16 protein-coding genes and 1 pseudogene are annotated in these 17,108 nt (G+C 60.1%); 13 read left to right on the forward strand and 4 right to left on the reverse strand.

Translation table 11 applies throughout. The features are described from left to right. Window positions 1-755: alpha/beta hydrolase (locus tag ACLV8F_RS01080; RefSeq protein ID WP_411882399.1), on the reverse strand; the 755-nt coding region annotated here is incomplete at its 3' end. Between the two features lie 86 nt (window positions 756-841). Between ACLV8F_RS01080 and ACLV8F_RS01085 the strand changes: the two genes are divergently transcribed. Continuing rightward, the gene (locus tag ACLV8F_RS01085; RefSeq protein ID WP_411882400.1) at window positions 842-2,635 is read left to right on the forward strand and encodes an acyl-CoA synthetase; all 1,794 of its coding nucleotides are present in this window, start codon (window positions 842-844) and stop codon (window positions 2,633-2,635) included. A 141-nt stretch (window positions 2,636-2,776) separates the two neighbouring features. Here the strand turns inward: ACLV8F_RS01085 and ACLV8F_RS01090 are convergent, their stop codons facing one another. Further along, on the reverse strand, window positions 2,777-3,442 hold the full coding sequence (locus tag ACLV8F_RS01090; RefSeq protein ID WP_411878190.1) for an OmpA family protein: 666 nt from the start codon (window positions 3,440-3,442) through the stop codon (window positions 2,777-2,779). A gap of 267 nt (window positions 3,443-3,709) precedes the next feature. On the opposite strand from ACLV8F_RS01090, the gene ACLV8F_RS01095 reads away from it, so the two are divergent. From ACLV8F_RS01095 to plsY, 4 genes are all read left to right on the forward strand, one after another. Continuing rightward, window positions 3,710-4,771 carry an aldo/keto reductase gene (locus tag ACLV8F_RS01095; RefSeq protein WP_411882401.1) on the forward strand — a complete coding sequence of 354 codons (1,062 nt, stop codon included), beginning with the start codon at window positions 3,710-3,712 and terminating at the stop codon, window positions 4,769-4,771. 62 nt (window positions 4,772-4,833) lie between these two features. After that, on the forward strand, window positions 4,834-5,220 hold the full coding sequence (locus ACLV8F_RS01100; protein WP_411882402.1) for a hypothetical protein: 387 nt from the start codon (window positions 4,834-4,836) through the stop codon (window positions 5,218-5,220). A 3-nt stretch (window positions 5,221-5,223) separates the two neighbouring features. Then, window positions 5,224-5,742, forward strand: coding sequence for an aminoacyl-tRNA deacylase (locus ACLV8F_RS01105; protein WP_411882403.1), 519 nt, complete (start codon window positions 5,224-5,226; stop codon window positions 5,740-5,742). 46 nt (window positions 5,743-5,788) lie between these two features. Next, window positions 5,789-6,421 carry a glycerol-3-phosphate 1-O-acyltransferase PlsY gene (gene plsY / locus ACLV8F_RS01110; RefSeq protein WP_411882404.1) on the forward strand — a complete coding sequence of 211 codons (633 nt, stop codon included), beginning with the start codon at window positions 5,789-5,791 and terminating at the stop codon, window positions 6,419-6,421. Window positions 6,422-6,459: 38 nt separating this feature from the next. Here plsY and ACLV8F_RS01115 read toward each other — a convergent pair whose 3' ends face one another. Both ACLV8F_RS01115 and ACLV8F_RS01120 read right to left on the reverse strand, forming a co-directional pair. Continuing rightward, on the reverse strand, window positions 6,460-7,152 hold the full coding sequence (locus ACLV8F_RS01115) for a TIGR02281 family clan AA aspartic protease (protein ID WP_411882405.1): 693 nt from the start codon (window positions 7,150-7,152) through the stop codon (window positions 6,460-6,462). Between the two features lie 2 nt (window positions 7,153-7,154). Then, a complete protein-coding gene (locus ACLV8F_RS01120; RefSeq protein WP_411882406.1) occupies window positions 7,155-7,640 on the reverse strand; it encodes a YajQ family cyclic di-GMP-binding protein in 486 nt (161 codons plus the stop codon). Between the two features lie 45 nt (window positions 7,641-7,685). Here ACLV8F_RS01120 and murB point away from each other — a divergent pair, with 45 nt between their 5' ends. From murB to ACLV8F_RS01160, 8 genes and pseudogenes are all read left to right on the forward strand, one after another. Beyond that, a complete protein-coding gene (gene murB / locus ACLV8F_RS01125; protein WP_411882407.1) occupies window positions 7,686-8,750 on the forward strand; it encodes a UDP-N-acetylmuramate dehydrogenase in 1,065 nt (354 codons plus the stop codon). Window positions 8,751-8,793: 43 nt separating this feature from the next. Next, complete coding sequence (locus ACLV8F_RS01130) at window positions 8,794-9,699, forward strand: DUF3800 domain-containing protein (protein ID WP_411882408.1); 906 nt, start codon at window positions 8,794-8,796, stop codon at window positions 9,697-9,699. A gap of 666 nt (window positions 9,700-10,365) precedes the next feature. Beyond that, a pseudogene (locus ACLV8F_RS01135) lies at window positions 10,366-10,545 on the forward strand (UDP-N-acetylenolpyruvoylglucosamine reductase); the annotation flags it as partial. A gap of 159 nt (window positions 10,546-10,704) precedes the next feature. Continuing rightward, window positions 10,705-11,400, forward strand: a complete 696-nt coding sequence (locus tag ACLV8F_RS01140) for a glycine-rich domain-containing protein (RefSeq protein ID WP_411882409.1) — start codon at window positions 10,705-10,707, stop codon at window positions 11,398-11,400. Between the two features lie 93 nt (window positions 11,401-11,493). Continuing rightward, entirely contained in the window at window positions 11,494-11,793 is a 300-nt protein-coding gene (locus ACLV8F_RS01145; RefSeq protein ID WP_411882410.1) for a hypothetical protein, read from the forward strand. 88 nt (window positions 11,794-11,881) lie between these two features. After that, complete coding sequence (locus ACLV8F_RS01150; protein WP_411882411.1) at window positions 11,882-12,796, forward strand: nuclease-related domain-containing protein; 915 nt, start codon at window positions 11,882-11,884, stop codon at window positions 12,794-12,796. Between the two features lie 10 nt (window positions 12,797-12,806). Continuing rightward, the gene (gene hsdR, locus ACLV8F_RS01155) at window positions 12,807-15,239 is read left to right on the forward strand and encodes an EcoAI/FtnUII family type I restriction enzme subunit R (RefSeq protein WP_411882412.1); all 2,433 of its coding nucleotides are present in this window, start codon (window positions 12,807-12,809) and stop codon (window positions 15,237-15,239) included. 38 nt (window positions 15,240-15,277) lie between these two features. Further along, a complete protein-coding gene (locus ACLV8F_RS01160) occupies window positions 15,278-17,095 on the forward strand; it encodes an N-6 DNA methylase (protein ID WP_411882413.1) in 1,818 nt (605 codons plus the stop codon). Window positions 17,096-17,108: the final 13 nt, after the last annotated feature.

Consider the following 17,108-nt stretch of genomic DNA (forward strand, 5'->3'; position numbering starts at 1 on the left):
ACGGCCAGCACCGGGGCACTGATCTGGCGGTAGATCGCCAGCGCCTCATCGACGCGGTAAAGCTGGGCGCTGGTGATCTTGTGCGCGGCTTCGCCGAGGATCTGCCATTTGCCCGCCGCGTCCGGCCGCGCCCAGTGCTGCGCCAGCCAGCCGGCCTTGTCGGCCGACAGGCGCGGGTTGGTCTTCATCAGGCGGCGTGCGACGCCGGCCACATCGTCATAGGTCTTGAGCGCCAGTTCGCCGCGCTGCAGGGTTTTGAGCTCGTCCATCCATTTGGCATAGCGGCCCGGCGCCTGTTCGGGCTGGCTGGGCGGCAGGCCGAAGCCTTCGAGGTTGATGAGCCGGCGTATGCGCGCGGGCCGCACACCCGCATACAGCATGGCGACGTTGCCGCCCATGCTGTGGCCGACCAGGTCGACGGGCCGCTCGCCCGCGTAGTGGTCGAGCAAAAAATCGAGGTCGGCGAGGTAGTCGGCGAACCAGTAGTTGTCGGCGGGGCTGCCCTCGGGGCCCGAGGCCGTCAGCCCGAAGCCGCGCCAGTCGGGCGCGATGATGCGGCGGCCTTGCGTGAAAGCATCCGAGAGGGCGTCGACCATGAACTGGTAAGAGGCGGCCACGTCCATCCAGCCATGGACCAGCACCAGCGGCGGCAGTTTGGAGTTTGCATCAACAGCACTGTCCCAGATCCGAACGTGGTAGTTGAGGCCGCGTATAGGGACAAACTCGCTGCGGGAAGATCGTTTTTCTTTGTACATTGGTCTGCATGATAAAGAGACATGATTCGAAGCGCAGTCAACACAGGGACAAGCTGACAGGCGCACAGCCCGATCATTACGCGGCAATGCATGCCGGCTTTCGCTGGCAAGTGGACGAATACTTCAACATTGCCGAGGCCTGCTGCGGCCGCTGGGCACGGGCCGAGCCCCGGACCGCCATACGCGTGCACAGGCCGGGCGCAAAAACCGTGCTTCACAGCTACCAGGAACTGCAGAAAGCCGCCGATGCGCTCAGCCAGGTGTTGACGGGCCTGGGCGTGCAGCGCGGCGATCGCGTCGCCATCGTGATGCCGCAGCGCCTGGAAACCGCGGTGGCCTATATGGCCGTGTTCCAGATGGGCGCGGTGGCCATGCCGCTGTCCATGCTGTTCGGTCCCGAGGCACTCGAGTACCGGCTGCAGGACAGCGATGCCGTGGTGGCCATCTGCGATGAAAGTTCGATTGACAGCCTCAAGGCCATTCGCGGTAATTGCCCGGCGTTGCGCACGGTGGTGGCCGCGGGCACGGCGCGGGGCCAGGGCGACCTGGACTACGAAAGTGCATTGGCGGCGCACAAGGGCGCGTTCACGGCGGTCAAGACCAAGGCCGAAGAAGGCGCGATCCTGATCTACACCAGCGGCACCACCGGCCCGCCCAAGGGCGCGCTGCTGCCGCACCGCGCGCTCATCGGCAACCTGCCGGGTTTTGTCTGCAGCCACAACTGGTTTGGCTTTGACGGTAAAACCAATAAAAAATCGGATGCCGTGTTCTGGTCGCCGGCCGACTGGGCCTGGACCGGCGGGCTGATGGATGCGCTGCTGCCCAGCCTGTATTTCGGCCGGCCCATCGTCGCCTTCAACGGCCGCTTCAGCCCCGAGCTGGCTTTCAGCCTGATGGCGGAGCAGGGCGTGACGCACACCTTTTTGTTTCCCACCGCGCTCAAGGCCATGATGAAGGCCTATCCCAAGCCTGCACAGCATTTCAGGATGACGCTGCAGGCCATGATGAGTGCCGGCGAAGCGGTGGGCGACGCCGTGTTCAGCTACTGCCGCGAGCAACTGGGCGTGACCGTCAACGAGATGTTCGGCCAGACCGAGATGAACTACGTGGTTGGCAACTGCAGCATGAACAGGGTTCATGGAGAGCGCAGCGCCGGGCCGCCCCAAGCAAGCTCAGCCCCCTCGGGGGGCAGCGCATTACACGAAGTGAAAAGCGTGGGGGCGTTTGCAGGTTGGTCGGCGCGCCCCGGCAGCATGGGCAAGGCCTACCCGGGCCACCGCGTCGCGGTGATCGACGACGAGGGGAATGAATGCGCGGTCGGTGTGCCTGGCGACGTGTCGGTGAACCGCTATGACGTGCACGGCGACCCGGACCCGATTTTCTTCCTGGGTTACTGGAAGAAAGACGCGGCCACAAATGGCAAGTTCACCGGCGACTGGTGCCGCACCGGCGACCTGGCGCGCCGCGACGCCGAAGGCTATCTCTGGTACGAAGGCCGGGCCGACGACGTGTTCAAGGCCGCCGGCTACCGCATAGGCCCCGGCGAGATCGAGAACTGCCTGGTCAAGCACGCGGCCGTCGCCAATGCGGCCGTGGTGCCCAAGCCCGACCGCGAACGCGGCGCGGTCGTCAAAGCCTATGTGGTGATTGCGCCCGACCAGGTTGCAGCCCGCGCGGCATATCCTGGCGGTGCGGCGCGCTTTGAGGAAGAGCTCACCGCGAAGCTGCAGGCCCACGTCAAGAACATGCTGGCGCCTTACGAGTATCCGAAGGAGATTGAATTCATTGACGCGCTGCCCATGACGACGACGGGCAAGGTGCAAAGGCGGCTGCTGCGCTTGCAGGAGGAAGAAAGATTCAAGGCGCAGCCGTCAACTTGAAACGACCATAAAAAAAGCACCTCAAGAGGTGCTTTTTTGTTCCAGCAGGGGCCGCGGAACTGGCTTTGCCAGGCCGCTAGCGCCTGTCCCCTGCAAGGGGAGAGGAGGCTACACGCAGTGAGCCTCAACAGGGGTGTGAAATTACCGGGCTGCGACCTGTTCGGCTACGTAAATCTCTACGCGGCGATTCTTGTCACGGCCTTGCTGCGTGGCATTGTCGGCCACCGGCTCACGCGAACCGCGGCCGTCCGTCACGATGCGGGTGCGGGCCACGCCGCGGCTGACCAGGTAGTCGCGGGCCGAATCGGCACGGTCTATCGACAGCGGGTTGTTGATGGCGTCGGAGCCGGTGTTGTCGGTGTGGCCGATGATGGTGACCGTCGTGACCGGGTTCTGGTTCAGGCTGGTGGCGAACTGGTTCAGGATGGGCGCGAAGTTGGACTTGATGGCCGAGCGGCCCACGTCAAACGACACGTCGCTGGGGATGTCCAGCTTCAGGCGGTTGTCGGTGGTCTGGCTCACGGCCACGCCGGTGCCCACGGTCGCTTGTTCCATCGCGGCTTTCTGGTCCTGCATTTTCTTGGACCAGATGTAGCCGCCGCCCGCGCCGACCGCGCCGCCCAGCACCGCGCCGGTAGCCGCGCCCTTGGAGCCGCCGGTGGCCGCACCCAGCAGCGCACCCGCAACCGCACCGATGCCGGCGCCCTTGGCCGTGCCCGACTGGGTTTCAGTCATGTTGGCGCAACCCGAAAGGGTGAAAGCGGCCAGGACCGCGCAGGTCAGGGAAGTGATGGTCAGTTTGTTCATGGAAATGCTCCTCGGGAAGATTGGACGATGCCGTTGTGAAGCTGTCTTGATGGATTCAGGATTCAGCCCGAACGGATTAAATCGTTGGTGTGTGAATACTAGGCAGGCAATTGGTGAGGAGTTGTAAGACAAGGGCGCGAATTGGGCTTCCAGCAAGCCGCGTGCGAAGCCCTTAAACTAGCCGCTTTGTGATCTTCGTCACATGGTTTTCCATTGACGCACAGCGCTTTCCTCCCGCCAATCCCCCTCTCCTTTACCGAAACTCCCATGAATAAAGTTCAACTCGGCTCCAGCGACCTGCAGGTGACCCCCATTTGCCTGGGCACCATGACCTTCGGCGAACAGGTGGATGAAAAAACCTCGCATGCCATCCTGGACCGCTCGCTGGAGCGCGGCGTCAATTTCATCGACACGGCAGAGATGTACTCGGTGCCGGCGCGCGCCGAAACCTGCGGTTCAACCGAAACCATCATCGGCAACTGGTTTGCCAACAACCCGTCGGCCCGCGCCAAGCTGGTGCTGGCCACCAAGGTCGCCGGCCCTTCGCGCGGCATGCCCTGGGTGCGCGAAGGCGGCGGCATGACGGCCAAGGACATCGTGGCTTCCTGCGACGCCAGCCTCAAGCGCCTGCAGACCGAGGTGATCGACCTGTACCAGATCCACTGGCCCGAGCGCCACGTGCCGGCCTTCGGCGCGCTGTACTACAACCCCGCGCAGGAGCGCTCCGCCACCCCCATCCATGAGCAGCTCGAAGCGCTGGCCGGCCTGGTGAAGGCGGGCAAGGTGCGCGCCATTGGTCTCTCGAACGAAACGCCTTACGGCGTGCACGAGTTCGTGCGCCTGGCCGAGCAGCACGGCCTGCCGCGTGTGGCCGCGGTGCAAAACCCGTACTGCCTGATCAACCGCACCGTGGAAAACGGCCTGGACGAAACCATGCACCGCCTGGGTGTCTCGCTGCTGGCCTATTCGCCGCTGGGCTTCGGCCTGCTGACCGGCAAGTACGACGAGTCGGGCACCGAAGGCCCGAACGCGCCCAAGGAAGCGCGCATCGCCAAGTTCGAGTCCACGCGCAAGCAGCGCTGGGGCCGCCCCGAGGCGCTGGCCGCCGCGCGGCGCTACAACGCGCTGGCGCGCGCCAACGGCCTCACGCCGACGCAACTCGCGCTGGCCTTCTGCTACACCAAGTGGCAGGTCGCGAGCACCATCATCGGCGTGACCTCGGTGGCCCAGTTGGATGAAGACCTGGACGCCTTCAGCACCAAACTGAGCCCCGAAGTGCTGGCCGAGATCGACAAAATTCGCTGGGAAGCGCGGGATCCTGCATTGTGAAAAGGCTCACGCGGTCTGCAGTCTTTTTTAGCTTGCTTGCCGCTGGCTCCCTGAGCGTCGCCTTGTCGAAATTCACGGGGGAACGGATCATCAATTTCAGGACCAACGAGTACTTGTTTGATCAGCGCTCCATCACGGCATTGAAAAGACACCTGTGCGCGGCGCAGGCGGATGGGGTTTCGATTGAACCCATCGTCGTGGTGGGGGACGCTGAGGATTCCGAGCGCGATGCCAATGCGTTGGCATGGGCAAGAGCCTCGAAAGTGGCTGCTGCACTGGAAGAAATCGGCATACCCAGAAAACTTCTTTTTGTCGGCATCAATCGGGCGGGTGGCCTGTCGCCAAGATTGGCTGATACCGGGAATCGAAAAGGAGTAGAGGTTTCCTTTCAAGGTTTCAGGGGAAAGCCGGTACTGGACTCTTGTGGTGAGGGCTTCAAGCCCTCTTAGCTTATGAAACGGCACGTCAGTGAAACGCCGGCCACGCAGCTGCTGAAGGCCAACAAGGTTGCCTTCACCGAGCACCCCTACGAATACCTGGAGCACGGCGGCGCCCAGCACAGCGCGGAGGTGCTGGGTTTTGATCCTTTCACCGTTGTCAAAACCCTGGTCATGCAGGACCAGGACGCCAAGCCCTTGCTGGTGCTGATGCACGGCAACCGCAAGGTGTCGACCAAAAACCTGGCGCGGCAAACAGGCGCCAAGTCGGTCGAACCGTGCAAACCGGAAGTTGCGAACCGCCACAGCGGCTACCTGGTCGGCGGCACCTCGCCCTTCGGCACGCGCAAGGCCATGCCGGTCTATATCGAGGAAAGCATCCTGGCCTTGCCTAAAATCGCCATCAACGGCGGGCGGCGCGGCTACCTCATCGGGATTGACCCGCAGGTCTGCGTCACATTGCTCGGTGCAAAATCGGTGAACTGCGCCTTAGAACCTGTTCTCAGCCTGGACAATGCCGCGGGCTACGGCTGAACTTCGGCCTGGGGCCGGCGGCCACCACACATAAAGAGGGAGACCCATGATTTACGCATATTCAATCGGCGCCACGCTGCTGGCTTACCTGCTTGGTTCACTGTCTTTCGCGGTGATTGTCAGCAAGCTCATGGGCCTGAGCGACCCACGCAGCTACGGCAGCAAAAACCCGGGCGCCACCAACGTGCTGCGTTCCGGCAGCAAACCGGCCGCCGTGGCGACGCTGCTGCTGGACGCCCTCAAGGGCTGGCTGCCGGTGGTGCTGGTCAAATGGTTCGGCGCCGACTACGGCCTGGGCGACGGCACGGTGGCCGCCGTCGGTTTCGCGGCCTTCCTCGGGCATTTGTACCCGGTGTTCTTCCAGTTCAAGGGCGGCAAGGGTGTCGCGACGGCGGCGGGCGTGCTGCTGGGCGTCAGCTGGATACTGGGCCTGGCGACGCTGGCCACCTGGGTGATCATCGCCTTCTTTTCGCGTTATTCCTCGCTGGCGTCCCTGGTCGCCGCGGTGTTTGCGCCCCTGTACTACCTCTTCGGCGACCGCGAGGCCTGGTACGTCGACAAGGCCATCCTGGTGGTGATGTTCGCCATCAGCGCGTTGCTGGTGTACCGCCACCGCGAGAACATCAGCAAGCTGATCAAGGGGACGGAGTCGAAACTGGGCGGCGGCAAAAAAAGCTGAGGCGCCATCACGGCGGGAATTGCCACCGTCCCTTGTGCCTAGAAGCGCCGGGTCAGGACCATCTCTTCATTGGTGCGATTCATCTGGAAGCGCGTGAGGAAGCTGTTGCCCAGCAAGACGAAGGGCATGTCGCGCGAGGCCACCACGGCGGGCACGTTGAAGACTTCCACATCGCCCACGCGCACGGAGCCGAGGTTGACCTGCCAGCCCACCGTCGTACCGTTGGCGGTGCTCAACTGGACGGTACGGCCCGCTTTGTAGTCGACGCCCATGCGGTCGGCGTCGGCCGCCGACATGGAAATGACGCTGGCGCCGGTGTCGACCAGGAACTGGGTGGTCTTGCCGTTGATCTGGCCGCTTGTCATGAAGTGCCCGTTGCTGCCCGCCATGAGCACGATTTTGTTGCCCTGTCCCGATTGGGTGCCCGCGCCGCCGCCGGCGCCGCTGCTCACGGGCGCCTCGCCCACCCGCAATGCGTGGCGCTTGCCGGAGAGTTCGACGACCGCCTGGTCGCCCGCGGTGGACACCACTTTGACGCCCTGGTGCGTCTCGCCGGGGGCCACCGTTTTGGGGGCGCCGCCGTCAACGATCAGCAGGGCCTTGTTTCCCAGCATGCCGGCCAGCTTGACCGATTGGGCCTGGGCCGCGCCGTGCAGCAGGGCCGAAGCCCCAAGCAGCAGAAACGCCAGCGTGCGCAATGCGCCACCCGGTGTCCACGCGAGGGACTTCATGGCTAGTCGCGGAAGTTGTTGAAGCTCAGCGGAAAGTCGCTGATCTCGGTACGGATCATGGCCATGGCGGCCTGCAGGTCGTCGCGCTTGGCGCCGGTCACGCGCACCGCGTCACCCTGGATAGAGGCCTGCACCTTGACCTTGCTGCCCTTGATGAGCTGCTGGATCTTCTTGGCCTGCTCGGCCTCGATGCCGTTGCGCACCTTGGACACCTGCTTGACCTTGTCGCCGCCGATTTTTTCGGACTTGCCGATGTCCAGGAAGCGGATGTCGACGCCGGCCTTGGTGAGCTTGTTGCGCAGGATGTCGTTCATCTGGTCGAGCTGGAAGTCGCTGTCGCCGACCAGCGTGATGTCTTTTTCCTTCAACTCGATGGAGGCGGAAGTGCCCTTGAAGTCAAAGCGCGTGCCGATTTCCTTGCCGGTGTTTTCCACGGCGTTTTTGACCTTGACCAGATCGGCTTCAAGAACGGTGTCGAAAGAGGGCATGGTGCGAGTCTTTGTTACGGGTGTTGGGGTGAGACAATCCCACGGATGTTAGTCGAGAAAAACGTTCCACTCCAGCATTCCAACAGCTTTGGCATCGTGGCCAAGGCCCTGAGCCTGATCCGCGTGGCCGATGAGGCCGATATCGCCGCCGTGCTTCAGGACCCGGCCCTGAAAGCCGCGCCCAAGTTCGTGCTGGGCGGCGGCAGCAACATCGTGCTGACCGGCGACGTCAAGCCGCTGGTGCTCAAGGTCGAAATCATGGGCAAGCGCCTCGTGGGCGAAACCGCCAGGGCCTGGATCGTGGAGGCGGGCGCCGGTGAAAACTGGCACGACCTGGTCACCTGGACCCTGCAAAACGGCTACCCGGGGCTGGAAAACCTGGCGCTGATCCCCGGCACGGTCGGCGCCTCGCCCGTACAGAACATAGGCGCTTACGGCGTGGAGCTGCAGGACCGCTTTGAATCCCTGGACGCCGTGGACCTGACGACGGGTCAGGCTTTTACCCTCAATGCCGCGCAATGCGCCTTCGGCTACCGCGATTCGGTGTTCAAGCACAGCAGCGCCGCGCCCGGCCCGGCCGGCCACGGCTTCGGCCTGGCGGACAAGGCCCTCATCACCCGCGTGCGCTTTGCCCTGCCCAAGGCCTGGAAAGCGGTGCTGGGCTATGCCGACATCGAGAAAAAGATGCAGCAGCTGGGTGTGCAGGCGCCCGAGGCGCTGCAGATTTACGAATGGATCTGCGAGATCCGCAAGGCCAAACTGCCCGACCCGCAGGTGATCGGCAATGCCGGCAGCTTCTTCAAGAACCCCACGGTCTCGCCCGAGCAGTGCGCCGACATCATCCAGCGCGAACCCAAGATCGTCCATTACCACCTGGCCGACGGCTCGGTAAAGCTGGCCGCGGGCTGGCTGATAGACGCCTGCGGCTGGAAAGGCAAGTCCATCGGCAACGCCGGCGTGTATGAGAAACAGGCGCTGGTGCTGGTCAACCGCGGCGGCACGGCCGACCCGGTGACCGGCGGCGAGGTCATGACTCTGGCCAAGGCCATACAAACCAGTGTCTACGAACGCTTCGGCATCCTGCTGGAGCCCGAACCGGTGGTGGTTTGATGGAGGGCCCAGCGGCGCATGAGCCGGTAGAGGGCGTTACAGCATGAGCACCCCCGGCACCCAGTACGCACTCTTTGAGTCGGCCGAGCCCATGCCGGTTGAGCAGCAGGTCGTCGCACCCGCAGATCGTCGATTCAGCGACTATGTGGTGTACGTGGATGAAAGTGGCGACCACTCCCTGGCGAGCATCGACCCCGACTACCCTGTATTTGTGCTGGCGCTATGTATTTTTCACAAGCGACATTACAGTGAAAAAATCATCCCTGCCGTTGAAAAACTCAAATTCAACTACTTCGGACATGACAGCGTGGTGCTGCACGAAAACGAGATTCGCAAGCAAAAAGGTGATTTCGCGTTTCTGAGCCACTTGCCAACGCGTAAGGAGTTCTTGGGACGCTTGTCATCCATCATGGATGCGAGCAACTTCATTTTGATTGCCTGCGTTGTGGACAAGGTCCGGCTAAGCCGAAGCGCCGGTGTGGCATCCAACCCCTACCATGTCGCCCTCGGCATCTGCCTGGAGGCGCTGCGCAACTTTCTCGCGGAGAAAAAGCAGGACCAGCTGAAAACCCATGTAGTGGTGGAGTGCCGGGGCAAGAGAGAAGACAGTGAACTGGAGCTTGAATTTCGGCGTATCTGCGATGGCGACAACCCGGGGAATAAGCACCTGCCGTTTGACATTGTGTTTGCCGACAAGAAGACCAATCTGGCTGGCTTGCAGCTAGCTGACCTGGTGGCCCGACCCTTGGGACTGAATTACATTCGCCCCGGGCAGGTGAATCAAGCCTTCGACTTGCTGAAACGCAAGTTCTATTGCGACGGAGGGCGAGATCACGTCGGCGTCAGTTACGACAATGTAGGGCTGATAATTTACCCACCCCAAAAAGCGAAAAGCCCCGATGAACCCACCGAGGCTGTAGCGCCGACCGGGAACCCCCAATCCACTTGAATGTTAGTTTAACCTAACGTACACAAATTGTGTAGGGCGTTAGCAGCCACTATGCTTTTGATAGCTTCTTGCAAACATCCCACAAGGGCTAGAGGCCAATTTGACGCAGAGATTCCGCCACGGCCGGGGCTTGCGCAGCTACAGTTACGCGGCTTACATTGCGCAGTTGGCTGAATAAGAAATCAGAGGGGAGGGGCGCATGCTGATTCATCATGGAGAGAGTGGGATATGGCTCAATTTACTGTATAAATGGCCAGTATTCAGGTGTTTCAACCATAAAGAAGTAACCCCATGACCAGAAAGCAGGCACCTGCCCTTGGGAAGGCTGCGGTTTCCCTCACCCGTTCCTCCGCTGCCGAATATTTGACCTTTGTTGCACCCAGTGGGCAGGATGGTGTGGAGGCCATTTATGCGGATCAATCCATCTGTTTGACCCAAAAGATGATGGGTACGCTGTACGACGTTAACGTGCGCACGGTGAATGAGCACCTGAAGAAGATCTTTTCCGACAGCGAGTTGCAAGAGGACTCAGTTATCCGGAAATTCCGGATAACTGCCTCGGACGGCAAGAGCTACGACACCCAGCACTACAGCCTGGTGGCCAGCGGTGAGCGCATCACACTTGAAACCATTCTGACTCCGGCTCCAGTGGAGCCAAGTAGCCCGAAAGGCAAGTCCATCGGCAATGCCGGCGTCTACGAGAAACAGGCGCTGGTGCTGGTCAACCGCGGCGGCACGGCCGACCCGGTGACCGGCGGCGAGGTCATGACCCTGGCCAAGGCCATACAAACCAGTGTCTACGAACGCTTCGGCATCCTGCTGGAGCCCGAGCCGGTGGTGGTCTGAGGCATGGCGCGGCTGGGCAATACCTACCGGGGGCTGCGGATGCCTCTGTGGCGCCGGCTGGCGCTGCGGTATTCAGGTTTGTCTGCCGTGTTGCTGGGCCTCGTCTGGGCTTGCCTGTTCCTGGTTTCGGTATTGTCTGGCTTGCATCCGGACGGGGCCATGCTGCTCATTCTTGTGCTGGCCTTTCCACTGTCTCTTGTCGCCATATGGGCGACCTCGGAGCGTCGCCGGCTGGTGCGTGAAGCGCCGCTGCCGTACTTTCTGAAGCAAAAGCTGGTCACCACGTACCCGCACCTCACCCTGCGGGACGCCGAGCTGGTCGAGCGCGGGCTGCGGCAGTTTTTCACCGCCTGCCAGCGCAGCAACAAGCGCTTCGTCGCCATGCCCTCGCAGGTGGTCGACAGCATGTGGCATGAGTTCATCCTCCACACCTCGGCTTACCGCGAATGGTGCGACCTGGTGATTGGGCGCTTCATCGACCATGTGCCGGCCGAAGTGCTGGGCCGGAAAGCCTCAACCAACGACGGCCTGCGCCGCGCCTGGTTCTGGTCCTGCCGCGACGAATCCATCAACCCCAAACAGCCCAGCCGTCTGCCGCTGCTGTTCGCGCTGGACGCCAAGTTCGCGATCCCCGGCGGCTTTGTGTACCTGGCCGATTGCCGCGGCGTGCGCCGTGACGGCGAACAGGCGCAGGCACAAGCCTATTGCGGGGAAAGCTTTTCGGACGGCAGCTACAGCGGCGACGCCGATGGGTTCGGCGGCAGCGAGTCTTCAAGCAGCAATGGTGACAGTTCCGGCAGTAGTTCCGACGGCAGCAGCGGATGCGGCTCGGGTTGCGGCGGCGGGGGTGACTAGCTGGGTGTCACCATCCGCGCGCTGTTCAAGCCTGTTTTCATACTTGCGCTTCGTATTAAAGATTGGTTTAAAAAGCCGCCCAAAGGCGGCTTTTTGACATACGCTATGTTTTTAATAGCTGCTTGCACCCGTCAGGCGGGGCTTAGTGCAATTTTGATACCGAAAATCCTGATTTTGGAGCCTTCAGAGCAGCTTTTAAAGCTTGTGGGTGCATTTGCCCCTGCAGCGCTTGTCAAAGGGCCAAAAAGAGGGAGATATTTAACACAAGGTTTTTTCACGTTAAAAATCATCCAAATATTTAACATGAAGGGGCCGGAGCCAGGCAAGGCGGTGTACTTCATCAATGACCCCTTGGTGAAGCTGCTCACGGAAGCAGAGGCCCCACAGGCGTAAGCCCTGACGCCGCGGGATATAGTCATCGCCAATAGGGGGAGAACACATGCTGCTCAAATCGGCCGACGACAAAAACAAACGCCTGGCATTGCTGGAAGACCTGCAAAAGTCCAACTTGCTGGACGCCCGCCAAAAAGAGTGGCTGCGCATTGAACTGCGCAACCTGACCGCCGGCATCAAGGGCGAGCGAGAAGCGGCCTTTCACCTCGACGGCCACTACAAGGACGGCCAAAACAACGTCCTGCTCCACGACTTGCGGTTCCAGATCGATGGGGAGGTGGCCCAAATTGATCATCTGGTCATCAATCGCACCGGCTACATGGTGCTGATTGAAACCAAAAACTACTCAGGCGACCTGGAAGTCAACGCCCATGGCGAATTCACCGTGCGATACGGCAGGGAGCGCTACGGCATTCCATCCCCTTACGAGCAAAGCCGCCGCCACGCCCGCATCCTGGGCAAGCTGCTGGAACGGCTTGAAATCAGCACCCGCACCGACAAGCTGCCCGAGTTTCATAACGTGGTGCTGATGCACCCGCAAGCCATCATTCAGCGGCCGGACGCCAAGGCATTTGACACCAGCTTTCTCATCAAGGCCGACCAGTTCCGCGCCTGGCATGAAAAGCTGGTGGACCGCATCGGTACGGGTGCTGTGCTCAAGGCCATGCTCAACATCCGCAGCCCAGACACCATCAAGGAATGGGGCGAGAAGCTTAAGCGCCAGCACCGTCCGCCAGACCTGCTGGACCTGCCAGACTTTATGCAACCCAAGCCTCAGTTGGCCAAGGCTGTGATGGAACCTCGGCCTTCACCGCCGGTGTTTGCAGCAGAACCCGCCGCCCCGGCACCCGCACAGCCCGATGCCTCATTGGCCAAAAAGCTGATCTGCGCCCATTGCCGTGAGAAGATCAGCTTCCCCGAAGGCAAGTTTTGCTGGAACAATGCCAAGCGTTTTGGTGGGTTGCAGTATTGCCGGGAGCATCAGGGGCTGTTTGCCCAATAACGAGGGAAGAATGGACAAGGACCAACTCAGTGAGCGCGATATCTGCACAAAGTTCATTACGCCGGCCATCGTGCAGGCTGGGTGGCAGCAGCATCAGTTCCGCGAAGAGGTGAGGTTCACTGACGGTCGTGTCATGGTGCGCGGAAAACTCGCAGCGCGTATCAAAAATCCAGACTCCAAAGGCGGTCCTAAACGTGCGGACTTTGTGCTCTACGCTAGGCCAAACGTTCCTCTCGCGGTGGTGGAGGCAAAGCAGGCGAAGTTTTCTGTTGGCCATGGCATGCAGCAAGCTTTGACCTATGCCGAAATGCTGGATGCCCCATTTGCCATCAGCAGCAATGGTGATGGTTTTTTGCTGCACGATCGTACGGGTATTACGCAACCCGTTGAACGCGAACTGCAGTTGAGCGAGTTTCCAGCATTCGATGACTTGTGGCCTATTTACCAGCAATGGAAGGGATTGACCGCACCAGCTGCTGTAAAACTCATTGAGCAACCGTATTACACAGACGGTAGTGGTCGTGAGCCGCGCTATTACCAGCGTGTGGCGATCAACCGCGCCGTCGAAGCGATAGCCAAAGGGCAGCAACGTGTGCTGCTGGTCATGGCTACCGGCACTGGCAAGACCTACACCGCATTTCAGATCATCTGGCGTATGTGGAAAGCAAAGGCCAAGAAACGAATATTGTTTCTTGCAGACCGCAACATCCTCGTCGATCAGACCATGCAACAGGATTTCGCCCCCTTTGGCGAGGTCATGCACAAGGTCACCAATCGCGAGATCAAGAAAAACTACGAGATCTACCTTGCTCTTTATCAGGCGGTTACTGGCAAGGAGGAGTGGAAGCAGATTTACAAGCAGTTTCCGGCTGATTTCTTCGATCTGGTTGTTGTTGATGAGTGCCATCGCGGCAGCGCCGCTGATGATTCCGCATGGCGCGACGTGCTCGACTATTTCAGAAGTGCCACGCACTTGGGCCTGACAGCCACGCCAAAGGAAACTAAGGAGGTCAGCAACATCACCTACTTTGGTGACCCTGTCTACACTTACTCGCTAAAGCAAGGCATTGAGGACGGTTTTCTCGCTCCCTACAAGGTCATCCGCATTGCCACCGATGTCGATGCGGTCGGCTACATGCCTGAAAAAGGAAAACTCGACAAGTTCGGCCAAGCAGTTGAGCAACGCCAATACAACACAAAAGATTTCGACCGCACGCTGGTGCTGGAGAACCGCACCAGGCTCGTTGCCAGCAAAGTGTGGGAATACCTCAAGGCCACCGACCCAATGGCCAAGACTATTGTGTTCTGTGATGACCAAGATCACGCCGAACGCATGCGGCAAGAGCTGGTGAAGCTCATTCCCGCCGCCGCCAGCAACCGCCGCTACGTGATGCGCATCACGGGCGATGACAATGAAGGCAAGGCTCAGCTCTCTTATTTCATAGACAACGACGAGCCTTACCCGGTCATTGCTACGACGTCCAAGCTGTTGACCACCGGCGTAGATGCGAAGACCTGCAAGCTCATCGTTCTGGACCAGAACATCAACTCGATGACCGAGTTCAAGCAGATCATCGGCCGTGGTACCCGCCTGCGTGAGGACTACCAAAAACTATACTTCACCATCATGGATTTCAAAGGCGCCACCCGCCTGTTTGCCGATCCTGATTTTGATGGCGAACCCGTGGTGATTTACGAGCCCACACCCTACGAACCCGTGGTGCCCCCAGAAGATACGACCCCATCGGGGGTTGGCGAGCCTCCGACCCCACCTTATGACCCCAGAACCATTGGAGGTGATGACACACCACCCGGTGGCAATACTGGCGGTGGTGGCGACGGTCGCACCAAGTATGTGATTGGCGATGTAAACGTGCATGTAGCTGTTGAACGTTCGCAATACCTCGACGCCGATGGCAAGCTCATCACCGAGGATTACCGCGTCTTGCTCAAAGATGAAATTCGCAAGGCGCTACAAGCGGAGTTCGGCACGATGTCGGATTTTTTGCGCCGCTGGAATGCCGCAGAGCGTAAGCAAGCCGTACTCGAAGAACTGGCCGATCATGGTGTACCTTTGGAAGTCCTGCAGCAGGCCGTCAGCAACGGCGAAGAACTGGACGCCTTCGACCTCGTTGCCCATGTTGCCTTCAACCAGAAGCCGCTCACCCGTCGCGAGCGCGCCAACAATGTCAAAAAGCGCGACGTGTTTGGTCAGTACGGCGAACAGGCGCGTGCCGTCCTAGAAGCCCTACTGGAGAAATTTGCCGACCACGGCGTGCAAGACATTGAAGACGCCAAAGTGCTCGAATTACCGCCTTTCGACCAATTTGGCAGCAAAACCCAAATTCGGCGCGGTATCTTCGGCGGCGTCGACCAATACACCCAAGCTGTGCAAGCACTTGAGCAAGCGCTCTATGAGCAGCCAGACCAGAAGCAAGCCTGAGCACCCGCCTCAGGTTCGATGAAAGAAAAAAAGACCCAATGAATCTCAGCAGTACCATCAAGTCCATTCAGGACATCATGCGCAAGGACGACGGTGTCGACGGCGATGCTCAACGCCTCGGCCAGCTCACGTGGATGCTCTTCCTCAAAGTGTTCGATCAGCGCGAAATTGAATGGGAAGACGACGCAAAGAGCGTCCGCAAGAAATACAAATCGCCTTTGCCAGAAGAATTCCGTTGGCGGAATTGGGCGGCTTATGTGTCTGGTAAAGATGGCAAGAAGCAGCCGCAAATTGCACCCAGCGAAATCATCAGCTTCGTCAACAACAAGCTGTTCCCCAAGCTCAAAGAACTGGATGCCAGCAAAGGCCCCCAGCATGCCGTGATCCGCAGCGTCTTTGAAGACGCCAATAATTACATGAAGTCCGGAACCCAACTCCTCGCGGTCATCGAGAAGCTGGAGGAAGCGATCCACTTTGACGACTTCAAGGAACGCGCGCAGCTTGGTGACGTATACGAGCAGCTTCTCAACGACTTGCGCGGTGCGGGCAATGCGGGAGAGTTCTACACCCCGCGCGCCATCACCGAGTTCATGGTCGAGCGCGTCAATCCTAGGCTTAAGGGCAATGAAAAAGTGCTGGACCCAGCCTGCGGAACCGGCGGCTTCCTAACAGCAGCGATTGATCACTTCAGCAAACAGATCAACACCAAATCCAAGGCTGACGACAAAAAGAAGATCGAAACCCTGATTCGCGGCTTCGAGAAAAAGCAGCTTCCCCACTTGCTCTGCACCACCAACATGCTGCTGCACGGCATTGACGTGCCCAGCCAGATCGAGCACCGCAACACCCTTGGCCGCCCCTGGAACGACTGGGCTGCGCACGAAAAGGTGATGTGTCTGATCACCAATCCGCCTTTCGGTGGATATGAAGACGATGGCGTAGGCAGTGACTACCCCGCAGCCGTCCGCACCCGCGAAACCGCCGACATGTTCATAGCGCTCATCGTCAAAAAGCTATTGGCAGAAAACGGTCGCGCAGCGGTTGTACTACCCGATGGCTTCCTGTTTGGTGATGGCATCAAAGGTACGCTCAAAGAAATGATGCTGCGAGACTGCAATCTGCACACAATCATCCGGTTGCCGAAGGGGGTGTTCGCGCCTTACACCACCATCAAGACCAACCTGCTCTTCTTCACCAAGGGTGCTGTGGTGGGCGAAGGTGAAGAGCACTTTCACACCGACACCATCTGGTTCTACGATCATCCCTACCCACCGGGTTACAAGAGCTACTCCAAAACCAAGCCCATTCAGATCGGGGAGTTTGATCCCATCAAAGAATGGTGGGGAAGTGAAGCAGGCAACTTTGCCAAGCGCGAAGCCTACGACGCCGATCCAGACATTACTGAAAAGCGAGCCTGGAAGTACGAGTTTGGCAAGACGCGCAAGCAGGCCAGCGCAGTTGCCCAGCCGCACTGGCATCGCTCGGAGCAGCTCAACAATGAAGCCAGCGCGCTCGAAAGCCGCGCACGTGATCTGCGAGACTCTATCAAGGGCATCACCGACCACGCCCAGCGCCGCCCTGTAGAAGATCAGATGGAAATGTTGTGGCCGCAGATCGAAGGCTTGCGCCTGCAAGCCCGCGACGCTCAAGCCGCAGGCGACCGCCTCTACTGGCCCATCTACAACCTCGACCGCAAGAACCCTTACGCAGCCGGAGAGGAAACTCACGACCCCGACCTGCTGCTGGAGAAGTACAAAGCCCTGCTCGGCCAGATCGAAGAAACCGAAAATCAGCTCAAAAGCGAGCTGGCTGCAGCTTTGGCGCATCACTTTACGGCGGAGGCCGCAGAAGAATGAGTTCCTGCTGCAA

It is taken from the genome of Polaromonas sp. YR568 (assembly GCF_943369675.1).
GTDB lineage: Bacteria > Pseudomonadota > Gammaproteobacteria > Burkholderiales > Burkholderiaceae_C > Polaromonas.

Coding starts and splice junctions, on each gene's coding strand:
- ACLV8F_RS01085 (WP_411882400.1), top strand. CDS start 842: ATGCATGCCGGCTTTCGCTGGCAAGTGGACGAATACTTCAACATTGCC.
- ACLV8F_RS01090 (WP_411878190.1), bottom strand. CDS start 3,442: ATGAACAAACTGACCATCACTTCCCTGACCTGCGCGGTCCTGGCCGCT.
- ACLV8F_RS01095 (WP_411882401.1), top strand. CDS start 3,710: ATGAATAAAGTTCAACTCGGCTCCAGCGACCTGCAGGTGACCCCCATT.
- ACLV8F_RS01105 (WP_411882403.1), top strand. CDS start 5,224: ATGAAACGGCACGTCAGTGAAACGCCGGCCACGCAGCTGCTGAAGGCC.
- plsY (WP_411882404.1), top strand. CDS start 5,789: ATGATTTACGCATATTCAATCGGCGCCACGCTGCTGGCTTACCTGCTT.
- ACLV8F_RS01115 (WP_411882405.1), bottom strand. CDS start 7,152: ATGAAGTCCCTCGCGTGGACACCGGGTGGCGCATTGCGCACGCTGGCG.
- ACLV8F_RS01120 (WP_411882406.1), bottom strand. CDS start 7,640: ATGCCCTCTTTCGACACCGTTCTTGAAGCCGATCTGGTCAAGGTCAAA.
- murB (WP_411882407.1), top strand. CDS start 7,686: ATGTTAGTCGAGAAAAACGTTCCACTCCAGCATTCCAACAGCTTTGGC.
- ACLV8F_RS01130 (WP_411882408.1), top strand. CDS start 8,794: ATGAGCACCCCCGGCACCCAGTACGCACTCTTTGAGTCGGCCGAGCCC.
- ACLV8F_RS01140 (WP_411882409.1), top strand. CDS start 10,705: ATGCTGCTCATTCTTGTGCTGGCCTTTCCACTGTCTCTTGTCGCCATA.
- hsdR (WP_411882412.1), top strand. CDS start 12,807: ATGGACAAGGACCAACTCAGTGAGCGCGATATCTGCACAAAGTTCATT.
- ACLV8F_RS01160 (WP_411882413.1), top strand. CDS start 15,278: ATGAATCTCAGCAGTACCATCAAGTCCATTCAGGACATCATGCGCAAG.